This is a genomic window from Allobosea sp. WAO (assembly GCF_001509835.1).
Taxonomy (GTDB): Bacteria; Pseudomonadota; Alphaproteobacteria; order Rhizobiales; family Beijerinckiaceae; genus Allobosea.
The window spans coordinates 421,174-433,538 of sequence record NZ_JXTJ01000008.1; the positions used below are offsets into that span (position 1 = coordinate 421,174).

11 protein-coding genes and 1 tRNA gene are annotated in these 12,365 nt (G+C 67.6%); 9 read left to right on the forward strand and 3 right to left on the reverse strand.

The features are described 5' to 3' along the window. Nucleotides 1-164 precede the first annotated feature (164 nt). The 4 genes from DK26_RS16850 to glpX all read left to right on the forward strand — a co-directional run bounded on the left by DK26_RS16850 (nt 165) and on the right by glpX (nt 4,479). Nucleotides 165-1,385, forward strand: a complete 1,221-nt coding sequence (locus DK26_RS16850; protein WP_066474869.1) for an LL-diaminopimelate aminotransferase — start codon at nt 165-167, stop codon at nt 1,383-1,385. A 204-nt stretch (nt 1,386-1,589) separates the two neighbouring features. Continuing rightward, complete coding sequence (locus DK26_RS16855) at nt 1,590-2,003, forward strand: hypothetical protein (protein WP_157089689.1); 414 nt, start codon at nt 1,590-1,592, stop codon at nt 2,001-2,003. Between the two features lie 62 nt (nt 2,004-2,065). Further along, nucleotides 2,066-3,406 carry a homoserine dehydrogenase gene (locus DK26_RS16860; protein ID WP_066475561.1) on the forward strand — a complete coding sequence of 447 codons (1,341 nt, stop codon included), beginning with the start codon at nt 2,066-2,068 and terminating at the stop codon, nt 3,404-3,406. A 74-nt stretch (nt 3,407-3,480) separates the two neighbouring features. Beyond that, nucleotides 3,481-4,479, forward strand: a complete 999-nt coding sequence (glpX, locus tag DK26_RS16865; protein WP_066474875.1) for a class II fructose-bisphosphatase — start codon at nt 3,481-3,483, stop codon at nt 4,477-4,479. 27 nt (nt 4,480-4,506) lie between these two features. Here the strand turns inward: glpX and DK26_RS16870 are convergent, their stop codons facing one another. After that, on the reverse strand, nt 4,507-5,196 hold the full coding sequence (locus DK26_RS16870) for a TetR/AcrR family transcriptional regulator (protein ID WP_066474877.1): 690 nt from the start codon (nt 5,194-5,196) through the stop codon (nt 4,507-4,509). A gap of 179 nt (nt 5,197-5,375) precedes the next feature. On the opposite strand from DK26_RS16870, the gene DK26_RS16875 reads away from it, so the two are divergent. Genes DK26_RS16875 through DK26_RS16885 form a run of 3 tightly spaced genes read left to right on the forward strand, consistent with a single transcriptional unit; the run spans nt 5,376 to nt 8,299 of the window. Continuing rightward, nucleotides 5,376-6,374: an efflux RND transporter periplasmic adaptor subunit gene (locus DK26_RS16875; RefSeq protein ID WP_066474879.1), complete on the forward strand. Its 999-nt coding sequence runs from the start codon at nt 5,376-5,378 to the stop codon at nt 6,372-6,374. A gap of 3 nt (nt 6,375-6,377) precedes the next feature. Then, nucleotides 6,378-7,625 carry an ABC transporter permease gene (locus DK26_RS16880; RefSeq protein WP_066474882.1) on the forward strand — a complete coding sequence of 416 codons (1,248 nt, stop codon included), beginning with the start codon at nt 6,378-6,380 and terminating at the stop codon, nt 7,623-7,625. Next, nucleotides 7,622-8,299: an ABC transporter ATP-binding protein gene (locus DK26_RS16885; protein ID WP_066474891.1), complete on the forward strand. Its 678-nt coding sequence runs from the start codon at nt 7,622-7,624 to the stop codon at nt 8,297-8,299. The genes DK26_RS16880 and DK26_RS16885 overlap by 4 nt, the downstream gene beginning before the upstream one ends. A 15-nt stretch (nt 8,300-8,314) precedes the next feature. On the opposite strand, the gene DK26_RS16890 is transcribed toward DK26_RS16885, so the two are convergent. Both DK26_RS16890 and DK26_RS16895 read right to left on the reverse strand, forming a co-directional pair. Beyond that, nucleotides 8,315-9,025, reverse strand: a complete 711-nt coding sequence (locus DK26_RS16890) for an RlmE family RNA methyltransferase (protein ID WP_066474892.1) — start codon at nt 9,023-9,025, stop codon at nt 8,315-8,317. Between the two features lie 15 nt (nt 9,026-9,040). Further along, a complete protein-coding gene (locus DK26_RS16895) occupies nt 9,041-10,138 on the reverse strand; it encodes a Ppx/GppA phosphatase family protein (RefSeq protein WP_248310001.1) in 1,098 nt (365 codons plus the stop codon). Between the two features lie 239 nt (nt 10,139-10,377). On the opposite strand from DK26_RS16895, the gene glpK reads away from it, so the two are divergent. Beyond that, nucleotides 10,378-11,880: a glycerol kinase GlpK gene (gene glpK / locus DK26_RS16900; RefSeq protein ID WP_066474894.1), complete on the forward strand. Its 1,503-nt coding sequence runs from the start codon at nt 10,378-10,380 to the stop codon at nt 11,878-11,880. Nucleotides 11,881-12,010: 130 nt separating this feature from the next. Then, a tRNA-Gln gene (locus DK26_RS16905) sits at nt 12,011-12,084 on the forward strand. Nucleotides 12,085-12,365 lie beyond the last annotated feature (281 nt).

Below are 12,365 nucleotides of genomic sequence, written 5' to 3' on the forward strand. Positions count from 1 at the left end.
GTCGAGGCGGACGCAAGCCCCGGCCTGCGTTCATGTTCGATGAATCTTGCGTTTTTGGGCCTGTCATGGCGGAAGCTGCGATGCTAGAGCATCCGCACGCAAGGAATGTGATTTGACGCATTCGGCGTGCCTCAATGCCGGCTCGGCCAGGGACCGTTAGTAAGATGACCGACTTTCACCGCATCAAGCGTTTGCCGCCTTACGTTTTCGAGCAGGTCAACAAGATCAAGGCAGCCGAACGCGCCAAGGGCGTCGACATCATCGATCTCGGCATGGGCAATCCCGACCTGCCGGCTCCGAAGCACGTCATCGAGAAACTGGTGGAGACCGCGGGCAAGGCGCGGACCGACCGTTACTCCGCCTCCAAGGGCATTGCCGGCCTGCGCCGCGCCCAGGCGAACTATTACGAGCGCCGCTTCGGCGTGAAGCTCAATCCGGACACCCAGGTCGTCGCGACTCTGGGCTCGAAGGAAGGCTTCGCCAATATGGCGCAGGCGATCACTGGGCCGGGCGATGTCGTGCTCGTGCCCAATCCGAGCTATCCGATCCACGCCTTCGGCTTCCTGATGGCGGGTGGCGTCATCCGCTCCGTCCCGGCCGAGCCGACGCCCGCCTTCTTCCCGGCGCTCGAGCGGGCGATGGCGCATTCCGTGCCGAAGCCGATCGCGCTCGTCACTTGTTATCCGGCGAACCCGACCGCCTATACCGCATCGCTCGATTTCTATCGCGACCTCGTCGCGTTCGCGAAGAAGCACGAGCTGATCCTGCTCTCCGACCTCGCCTATGCCGAGGTCTATTTCGACGAGAAGAATCCGCCGCCCTCGATGCTGCAGATCCAGGGCGCGATGGACGTCACCGTCGAGTTCACCTCGATGTCGAAGACCTTCTCCATGGCCGGCTGGCGCATGGGCTTCGCCGTCGGCAATGAGCGCCTCCTCGCCGCGCTCGCGCGCGTGAAGTCCTATCTGGACTACGGCGCCTATACGCCGATCCAGGTCGCGGCGGCGGCGGCGCTCAACGGCCCCGACGATTGCATCCGCGAGATGCGCGAGACCTATCGCAAGCGCCGCGACGCGCTGATCGAGAGCTTCGGCAAGGCGGGTTGGGACTTCCCGGCACCGCAGGCTTCGATGTTCGCCTGGGTGCCGATTCCGGAGAAGTTCCGCCATCTCGGCTCGCTCGAATTCTCGAAGCTCCTGATCGAGAAGGCCGAGGTAGCAGTCGCGCCCGGCATCGGCTTCGGCGAGCATGGCGACGATTTCGTCCGCATCGCGATCGTCGAGAACGAGCAGCGCATCCGCCAGGCCGCGCGCAACATCGGCCGCTTCCTCAAGACGGCCGACCAGACCCTGCATAACGTCATCCAGATTCCGAAGGCGGGCTGAGGGCAGGGCGCTTCGCGCTTTCCGAACGATGGGGCGGTGCACCTGCGCCGCTCCGGGATTTCCCGCGCGCCAGGGCAAATCCGGTGCGACCTAACCGCGCCCGGAAGGTGACGGGGCTGGACCGCTCCCCTAAAACATGTGAACCGGGGGCTGCCGGAGTGGCCGGCTGAGGAGAGGCGGGCGGATATGGTCTCGAAAGGCCGCGTGATCGGAGTCATCTTCGGTCTCTTCGCCCTGGTCTGCCTGTTTGCGACCTATGATTTCTCGCGCGGACGCGCGACCGAATCGAATTCGCCGCTGGTCGGCGAATTGCTGAGCGCGACCAAGGCGCGCGAATGCGGCCGCGACGCCACCGAGATCGTCGCGCGCTATCTGCCGATCGGGATCGGACAGGCCGAGGCCGAGAAGATTCTGTCGGAGACGGTGATCGATCCGCCGAAGCCCTGGTTCTGGAAGCCGGTGAACGAGAACTCGATCGTCTCGAGCGGCGATAGCCTCGAGGCGCTGCGCACCATCAAGATCACCGCCTTCGGCAATCAGGTGCTGCGCGTCTTCCTGGGCTTCGAGGGCGGCAAGCTCAAGCGGCTCGCGGCGGAAGTGATCTGCCGCTTCGACTGAGTTCTCAGGCGGCTGCGCCGTTGACTCGGGCCACGCCGCATGCGACCCCGCGCGGCATGACCATGCACGCTCCGCCTCCTGACTCCCGGCCCCTTCGCGTCGGTATCGCCGGCCTCGGCACCGTCGGTGCGGCGGTCGCCACCATCCTGAAACGCCAGGAGAACGCGCTCGCCGCCCGCTGCGGCCGGCCAGTGCGCGTCACCGCGGTTTCGGCGCGGGATCGCAACCGCGACCGCGGCATCGATCTCTCCGGCATGAACTGGTTCGACGATCCGGTCGCGCTCGCAGCGTCCCCCGAGATTGATTGTCTGGTCGAGCTGATCGGCGGCTCCGACGGTCCGGCCAAGCAGGCGGTCGAGGCGGCGCTCGCTGCCGGCAAGCATGTCGTCACCGCCAACAAGGCGCTGCTCGCCGCCCATGGCGTGGCGCTCGCCGAGCTCGCCGAGAGCAACGGCGCGGCGCTCGCCTTCGAGGCTTCCTCCGCCGGTGGCATCCCCGTGGTCAAGACGCTGCGCGAGGCGCTCTCCGGCAACAATGTCAGCCGGCTCTACGGCATCCTCAACGGCACCTGCAATTACATCCTCTCGCGCATGGAGCTGGAGGGGCTGACCTTCGAGGCCTGCCTGAAGGACGCCCAGCGTCTCGGCTATGCCGAGGCCGACCCGACCTTCGACGTCGAAGGCTTCGACACTGCCCATAAGCTCGCCATCCTGACCAGCCTCGCCTTCGGTACGAAGATCGACGCCGAAGCGATTCATGTCGAAGGCATTTCCTCGATCACGCCGCTCGACCTGAAGATGGCCGACGAGCTCGGTTACCGGATCAAGTTGCTCGGTGTCGCCGAGCGCACCAAGACCGGCATCGAGCAGCGTGTGCACCCGACCATGGTGCCGAAATCTTCTGCCATCGCCCAGGTGATGGGCGTCACCAACGCCGTCACCATCGATGCCGATGCGGTCCGCGAGATCACCCTGGTCGGCCCAGGCGCCGGCGGCGGCCCGACCGCCTCGGCCGTGATCGCCGACATCGCCGACGTCGCGCGTGGCACGGCCGGATTGCCCTTCGGCATGCCGGTCGCCCGGCTTGAACAGCCGACGCGCGCGCCGATGCAGCGCCATGAGGGCGGATATTACATCCGGCTCGCCGTCGCCGATCGACCGGGCGCCGCGGCCGCAATTGCGACCCGCATGGCCGAAGCGAACATCTCGCTCGAGAGCATCGTCCAGCGCCGTTCGGAAGCCGCCGCGGCGCGCGATCCCGGCGGGCGCTCCGGCGCTCCGGTTCCCGTCGTCCTGATCACTTATGCCACCAGCGAGCAGGCGATCCGCGGTGCGCTGGAGAAGGTTGGCGCTGACGGGCATATTTCGGAAGCGCCGCAGGTCATCCGCATCGAACGCGAATAGGGTCGTTGCCGGCCGGCGGCGGTGCGCCCGCTGCCGATCCACTGGTTGCCGCCTGCCGAAACAGAGGAAAGCCCATGTCCGTCGATCTTCGCATCTCGCCCGACCAGATCATCGAGCGCTATCTCTCGATGGAACTCGTGCGCGTCACCGAGCGCGCCGCCGTCGCCGCCGCCCGCCTGCGCGGCCATGGCGACGAGAAGGCCGCCGATCAGGCCGCCGTCGATGCCATGCGTCGCGAGCTCAACCGCCTGCCGATCGACGGCGAGATCGTTATCGGCGAGGGCGAGCGCGACGAGGCGCCGATGCTCTTCATCGGCGAGAAGGTCGGCAACAAGCAGGGCCCGAAGGTCCACATCGCCGTCGATCCGCTGGAAGGTACGACGCTGTGCGCCAAGGACATGCCCGGCTCGATCGCCGTGATGGCGATGGCCGGCGCCGGCCACCTGCTCTACGCGCCGGACGTCTATATGGACAAGATCGCGATCGGACCGGGCTACCCGACCGGCATCGTCGATCTCGACGCCTCGGCCGCGGACAACATCAACGCGCTGGCTAAGGCCAAGGGCGTGAAGCCGCACGAGATCAACACGCTGATCATGGACCGCCCGCGCCATGAGAAGCTGATCGCTGAAGTCCGCAAGACCGGCGCCTCGATTCGCCTGATCACCGATGGTGACGTCGCCGGCGTGATCTTCTGCACCGAGCCGGAGAAGACCGGCATCGACCTTTATCTCGGCATCGGCGGCGCCCCCGAGGGCGTTCTCGCCGCGGCGGCGCTGCGCTGCGTCGGCGGCCAGATGCAGGGCCGCCTGATCCTCGACACCGAGGAGAAGCGGGCTCGCGCCTTGACCATGGGCGTCAAGGACCCGAACAAGAAGTACGACATGGCCGAGATGGCCTCGGGCGACGTCATCGTCTGCGCCACCGGCGTCACCGATGGCGGCATGCTCTCGGGCGTCCGTTTCGGGCCCGAGGTGATCGAGACCGAAACCATCGTCTACCGCTCGATCACCGGCACCGTCCGCCGGATCTATGGCGAGCATCGCGAGTTCGCGAAGTTCAACCTCGACTGAGACGCGATCGCGGTGATGACGGCGCGCTCAGCGTGCCGTCATCACCGCCCGCATGAAGCCCGGCTCGACGAAGACCACGCTGCCGTCCGGCAGCCCGAGGATTCGGTTGACCGAAAGGCCGAGGAACTGGAAGCGCCGCTCCAGCGCTTCGATCGCCGCTTCCTCCTCCGCGGTGCCCGAGACCGCGATAGCGCGCGCCCAGGCATCATGGGCGCTGGCGCCGAGATGCAGGATCGTCTCGGCCGCATCCTCCGGCTCCGACACGGCGAACACACCCTCAGCCGCCCCCTCCGCAATGATGCCGGCGAGCACCGGCAGCATTACCGCGATCGAGGCGGCGTTGACCCGGTGGTAGAGGACGATGTTCTCCGGCCGGAACACGACGTCGAACGCCGCCCGCAGCTTGGGCGCATCTTCCAGATTGGCCTGGCGCGAGCGGGCGAGGAAGCTGTTCAGGCGGGCGAGGGCGCTAAGGCCGGGATCGTCGAGCACGTCGCGGACCCGGGCAACCGCCTCATGCGCCAAACGGGCGGCGAGCGCCTCCAGCAATTCCTCTTTCGAAGCGAAGTGGTGGTAGAAGCCGCCCTTCGAAATGCCCGCCTTGGCGATGACGTCGTTGATCGTCGTGCGCTCATAGCCCTGCTCGAAGAACAGCGCCTGCGCGCAATCGAGCAACTCGCTCCTGCGATCCTCCGGATGCTTGACGATGCGCGGCATGCTGCTCCGATCTCGCAACTTGTTGACGACCGACCGTCGGTCGGTAAAATGACCGACGGTCGGTCTGACTCATGATACGGCCGGTTCAGAGGTCGACGCAACGGTGATGCAGTGTCGTCCGACCTGCTGGATACCGCGATCTGGTCAGCCTGATCCCGACGCCTGCGCAGGGGAATGCCGTGAAGATCGTTCGCAGCCTCATCGTGCTCGTCGCGCTGTCGGGGGCGGGCGCGGCCTTCTGGTCCTATAGCCGGCCTTCGGCGGTCGCGACCGTGACCGCGAAGCGCGGCGATGCCGCCGATATCGTCTACGCCACCGGCGTCGTCGAGCCGCGCAACTGGGCCAAGGTCACGCCGCTCGTACGCGAGCGCATCGTCGAGCGTTGCGATTGCGAGGGCCGCCGGGTCGAGAAGGGCGAGATCCTGGCCAGGCTGGACAGTGTTCTCGCCGAGACCGCCCTAGCCGAACTCAAGGCCCGCCACAAGCTGGCCGCCGCCGAGCATGAGCGCCAGGCCGTGCTGGTTGAGCGTAACGTCATGAGCCAGCAGGCGCTCGACCGGGTCCGCAGCGAGGTCGGGCAGGCGGCGGCGCTGGTCGCCGGCCAGACCGCCCGGCTGGAGAATTACATCCTGCGGGCGCCGATGAGCGGCACCGTCCTGCGCCGCGATGGCGAGGTCGGCGAGATCGCCGAACCCGGAACCGTGCTGTTCTGGATCGGCGAGGCGAAGCCATTGCGCATCGTCGCCGAGGTGAACGAGGAGGATATCCCGCAGGTCAAGCCGGGCCAGCGCGCCCTGATCCGCGCCGATGCCTTTCCTGGACGGACGCTGGAGGCGACGGTCGACAGCATCACGCCCAAGGGCGATCCCGTTGCCAAGAACTACCGGGTGTATCTCGCTCTGCCCGACGACACGCCGCTGCTGATCGGCATGACGGCCGAGCTCAACATCATCGTGCGCGTCGCGCGCAACGCGCTGCTGTTGCCGGTCAACGCGGTCCAGGGCAATGCGGTCGTGCTCGCCGAGGGCGATATCGCCCGCCGCCGTGAGCTCGCGATCGGCATTCGCGGCACCGGCGAGGTCGAGGTGCTGTCGGGCCTGCCCGAAGAGGCGCGCATCATCGCGCCCTATCCGGACAAGCTGGGCGACGGCGCCCGGATCCGGCTGCGGGATCAGTGAGCCATGCGGCTGATCCTGACCCTTGCGCTGACGCATATCATGGGGCGAGGCCGGCAGACGCTGGTCGCCGTGCTCGGCGTCGCGCTCGGCGTCGGCTTCTCGATCGCCATGGCGTCGCTGATGCAGGGCGGCGAGGATGACTTCGTTGCCAAGCTCGTCGACACCATGCCGCATGTCGACATCACCGACGAACGCCGCGCCGCGCGCCGCCAGCCGGCGCAGGACGCGTTCACGGCGCTGCACATCGCTGGATTGCGGCCCAGAGACGATCGGCGCGGCATCCTGAACCCGACCGAGGCGACGGCAATGCTGCGCGCCTGGCTGCCCGGCAAGATGGCGCTCAGCCTGAAGACGCAAGGCGTGGTGCGCTATGCCGGGCGCGATGTCGGCATCGGCATCATCGGCGTCGAGCCACTGGCCGAGATGCAGATATCCTCGCTGACCAAGGATTTTCGCCAGGGCGGATTCGCCTCGCTCATCGCCGGCGGCAACAACATCGTCGTCGGCAGCCGGCTGGCCCAGCGCCTCGGTGCCGAGCTGGGCACGACGGTGACGGTTGTTTCCGCGACCGGCCAGAGCCGCGCCTTCAAGATCGTCGGCCTCTTTCACACCGGCACCACCGCCCGCGACGAGGGCGAGGGCTATGTCCTGCTCAAGAACGCCCAGATCCTGAGCGAGCGACCGAACGCGATCAACGAGATCCGTCTCAAGCTCGACGATCCCAACGCTGCGCCGCAGGTCGCCCGGCGGGCCGAGGCGCAGATCGGCTACAAGGCCGTGGCCTGGCAGGAGGCGAACGAATCGCTGCTCGAGGCTTTGGTGATCCGCAACGTCATCATGTACACGGTGGTCGGTGCCATCCTGCTCGTCGCCGGTTTCGGCATCTTCAACATCATCTCGACGATCACCCATGAGAAGGCGCGCGACATCGCCATTCTCAAATCGCTCGGCTTTACCGAGGCCGATATGCGCCGGCTTTTCCTGCTGGAGGGGCTGGCGCTCGGCGCCTGCGGCTCGCTGATCGGCTGGGCGGTCGGCTTCGGGCTCTGTTTCGCGCTCTCGCTCATCCGCTTCGAGCTCTCCGGCGCGGCCGTCGCCCAGGAGATCACGCGCCTGCCTCTGGCCTGGAGCATCTGGCACTATTTGATCGCTGCCGGTTTTGCGCTGACCTCGGCCGGCATCGCCGGATACCTGCCGGCGCGGCAGGCGGCGCGGCTCAACCCGGTCGACATCATCCGGGGCGCGACATGAGTGCGCTCGTCGAGACCAGGGGGCTGACCCGCATCCTGCCGGCAGCCGTGCCGGTGACGCTAGTCCAGGATGTGACGCTGTCGATCGGCGAGGGCGAGTTCGTCGCGATCACCGGCCCGTCCGGCTCCGGCAAATCCTCGCTGCTCTACCTGCTCGGCCTGCTGGACCGGCCGAGCGCCGGCGCGCTGTGCATTTCCGGCCGCGACACCGCCGATCTCAGCGAGCGCGAGCGGGCGCAGATCAGGCTGGCGACGCTCGGTTTCGTCTTCCAGTTCCACTTCCTGCTGCCGGAATTCACCGTGCGCGAGAATGTCGAGATCCCGATGCGCCGGCTCGGCCGCCTCGGTGCAGGCGCGATGCGCGAGCGCTCGACGCAGCTGCTCGAGACGCTCGGCCTCGCCGGCCATCTCGACAAGCGCCCCGATCAGCTCTCCGGAGGCCAGCGCCAGCGCGTCGCGGTTGCTCGCTCGCTCGCGAACGATCCGCCGCTCGTGCTGGCGGACGAGCCCACCGGAAGCCTCGACAGCAAGAACTCCGAGCAGGTCTTTGCGATTCTCGATGCTCTGGTGCGCGAGCGCGGCAAGACGGTGATCGCCGTGACCCACGACACCGAGATGGCCGCGAAGGCGACCCGGCGCATCCATCTCGTCGACGGCAGACTAGCCGAGAGCTGAGGCGCGCTGCGCCGCTCAGTCTTCCGCCGCAGGCTCGCTTTTGCGGCGAAAGCCAGTCGCCAGCACGTAGAGCTCGGAGGAATCCGCCCGGCTCGCCGCTGGCTTGAGATTGCGCACGCTGCTGAAATCGCGCTTGAGCTGGCCGAGCAGTTCGGCGCTGTCGCCGCCCTGGAACAGTTTTGCGAGAAAGAACCCGCCCGGCGCCAGCACGTCATTGGCGAATTCGAGCGCGGCTTCGGCCAGCGCGATGATCTTCAGGTGGTCGGTCTTCTTGTGGCCGGTGGTGTTGGCCGCCATATCCGACATCACGCCGTCGGCCTTGCCGCCGAGCTTCTCGGTGAGGATCCCCGGGGCCTCTTCTGCCATGAAGTCGAGCTGGATCAGCTCGACGCCCGGAATCGGGTCGACTTCAAGAAGGTCGATGCCGACGATCCGGCCCTTGCCCTTGTCGAGGCCGATCTTCGCAGACGCGACCTGGCACCAGCCGCCCGGCGCGCAGCCGAGATCGATCAGCTTCTGGCCGGGCTTCAGGAATTTGAAGCGCTCATCCATCTCGGCGAGCTTGAAGGCGGCCCGCGAGCGATAGCCCATCTCGCGGGCGCGCTTCACATAGGGGTCGTTGAGCTGGCGCTCGAGCCAGAGCTGGGAGGAATGGCTGCGCTTGGCCGGCTTCTTGACCTTGATGCGCAAATCGCGGGCGCCGCCGCTCGGTTTTGACGGGTTCATGGAACTGGACTTAGCTCATTGCCGGCGTCGCCACCAAGCCCGGTCTTCATGCATCATGCGCAGGAGGATGCCCTCGCGCAGGCCGCGATCGGCGATCCGCACCATCGGGCTCGGGAAAGCGCGCCGGATCGCCTCGAAAATGGCGCAGCCGGCCAGGACGAGATCGGCGCGGTCGCGGCCGATGCAGGCATTGGCCTGTCTTTGCGCGTAGTCCATCGCGACCAGCTCGTCGATCACGCTCAGCACGTCCGCCTCGCGCATCCAGAGCCCGTCGACCTGACGCCGGTCATAGCGCGGCAGGCGCAGATGGATGCCGGCGACCGTGGTGACGGTGCCGGACGTGCCGAGCAGATGGAAGCCGGGTGCGTTGCGGGCAGCCGCCGCCTTGTCGGCGAAGGGCTTCAGCGCGGCGCTGCAATCGGTGACCATGCGCTCGAACAGATCGCGCCCGACCTCGACGCCGCCATAGCGCTCGGCGACCGAGACCACGCCGATCGGCAGCGAAGCCCATTCGCGGATGCGCGATGCCGGGTCGCGGCCGGTTTCGCGCCCGCCGAGCCAGACGATCTCTGTCGAGCCGCCGCCGATGTCGAAGACGATCACCGCATTCGCTTCCGGCGCGGCGAGCGCGGCGCAGCCGGTGACTGCGAGCGAGGCCTCGGTGCGCTGGTCGACGATTTCCAGCTCGAGTTCTGCCTCGCGGCCGACACGCTGCACGAAATCGACGCCGTTGGCCGCCGAGCGGCAGGCCTCGGTGGTGATCAGCCGGGCGCGGGTGACGCCGCGATGGTCCATCTTGCTCTTGCAGATCTTCAGAGCCTCGACCGCGCGCTCCATCGCGCCCTCGCAGAGCCGGCCGCTCGCCGAAAGCCCTTCGCCCAGCCGGACGATTCGCGAGAAGGCGTCGACGACGCGAAAGCCATGTTGCGCCGGCCGCGCGATCAGCAGGCGGCAATTATTGGTGCCGAGGTCGAGGGCGGCATAGGTCGCGAAACTGCGGCGCTGGAACGCCGGAGCGGCGAATCCATCGGGGGAGGTCGCGGCACGGTCTGTCGTCGCAGCGACCGCTGCCACGGCGGGACGGTCCGATTCCTGGCGGTCCTCGACCGTCACCTTGCAATCCTTCGCCGGTCAGGCCGTCGCGGCGGCCTGCCGGAGCCCGGCACGAGGCCGGAACGTTTCCATTCTCCGGCAGCGTAACAACAGCGCCTCGCGCCTGCCAAGCAGAACCTGCGAAAGCAAAGCATTGCGGGCCGGGAAGCTGGCGGCTTGCCTGGAGGCCGGCTTGGCGGCAAAGCTCGCGCAGCGCCGGGTAGTGGCATTGCGGCGGAAAAGGCGAGGGGAGAGACAGAATGGCGGCGCGGCGCATGATCCTGGCGATCGACCAGGGCACCACCTCATCGCGTGCCATCCTCTTTGACGACCACCTTCGCCCGGTATCCAACGCCCAGCAGGAGTTCGCGCAGCACTTTCCCGCCTCCGGCTGGGTCGAGCACGAGCCGGAAGATCTCTGGGAGAGCACGCTTGCCGTCTGCCGCCAGGCCCTCGCCACGGCGCAGGTCAGTGCAGCCGAGGTTGCGGCCATCGGCATCACCAATCAGCGCGAGACCACGCTCGTCTGGGATCGGCGGACCGGCGAGGCGATACACCGGGCCATCGTCTGGCAGGACCGGCGAACGTCGGAGCGCTGTGCCGCGCTGGAGGCGCAAGGCCACGGCGACCTCGTTGCCGCCCGCACCGGCCTGCGGCTCGATCCCTATTTCTCCGGCAGCAAGATCGCGTGGATCCTCGACAACGTTCCCGGCGCGCGCGAGCGGGCGGACCGCGGCGAGCTCGCCTTCGGCACGGTCGATTCCTTCCTGCTCTGGCGGCTGACCGGCGGGCGCGTCCACGCCACCGACGCCACCAATGCCTCGCGCACCATGCTGTTCGATATCCACAGGGGCTGCTGGGACGCGGATCTGCTCACCCTGCTCGACATCCCCGCCTCGCTGCTGCCCGAGGTCCGCGACTGCGCCACGCTCTTCGGAGAGAGCGAGCCGGAGCTGTTCGGCGGCGCGATCCCGATTCGCGGCATCGCCGGCGACCAGCAGGCGGCCACCGTCGGCCAAGCTTGCTTCTCTCCGGGCATGCTGAAATCGACCTATGGCACCGGCTGCTTCGCCCTGCTCAACACCGGCAGCAAGGCGGTCGCCTCGAAGAACCGGCTCTTGACCACCATCGCCTACCAGCTCGGTGGCGAACGCTGCTATGCGCTGGAGGGCTCGATCTTCATCGCCGGCGCGGCGGTGCAATGGCTCAGGGACGGGCTCGGCATCATCGAGCGGGCCTCGCAAAGCGGGCAGCTCGCGGCCAATGCCGACCCCGGCCAGCATGTCTATCTCGTGCCGGCCTTCACCGGCCTCGGCGCGCCGCATTGGGACGCCAATGCGCGCGGCGCGATGTTCGGCCTGACCCGCAACACCGGCCCACGCGAATTCGCCCGCGCTGCCCTCGATTCGGTCTGTTTTCAGACCCTCGACCTGCTCGAGGCGATGCGCGCCGACTGGCCGGAAGCCGAGGGCGCCGGCACGGTGCTGCGCGTCGATGGCGGCATGGTCGCCTCCGACTGGACGATGCAGCGCCTCGCCGACATCCTGGCGGCCCCGGTCGACCGGCCGGAGGTTCTCGAGACCACGGCGCTGGGCGCCGCCTATCTCGCCGGGCTCGATGCCGGCCTGCTGCCAGAACCGGCGCAGTTCGGCGATCGTTGGCGGCTGGAGCGGCGCTTTTCGCCCGAGCTGGCCGAGACCGCACGCCGTTCGGCCGTCGCCGGCTGGCGCGACGCAGTGCGCCGGACGCTCAGCGCCGGTTGATCCGTGCCGCCCGGCGCGGCGGCAAACCACCCCGCCGCGCTGCCCTGTCGAAATCTGTCACACAACGCTTGCAACCGTCGCCGAGGTTCGTTAGACCCACGCCATCCGACGCGACGCACCGCGCGCCCGTTGGGGGATCGTCTAACGGTAGGACCCCAGACTCTGACTCTGGTTGTCTAGGTTCGAATCCTAGTCCCCCAGCCATTCATAAGTCTCTGACTTGTTTGGCTTTTGCGCCTACGGCGTTTGCTGGTTTCACCAGTCCTATTCGAACCTTTTTCGCTGGGCGCGCCGCGTGGGCGCGGAGCCCGGGGCATGGTGTATTTAGCCTCTGTATTTGTACCAGGCGGAGGTCGGCCCGATCTGGGCGCTCAATCTGACCATGGAGAGCTGCCTGTCCCGGCCGCGCCGCGCTCGCTCTGGTTGGGCTCCGAGAGAAGTGCATCGGCCTCGCCTCAGTTCGCTGCCGAATCCAGGTCGGGCGG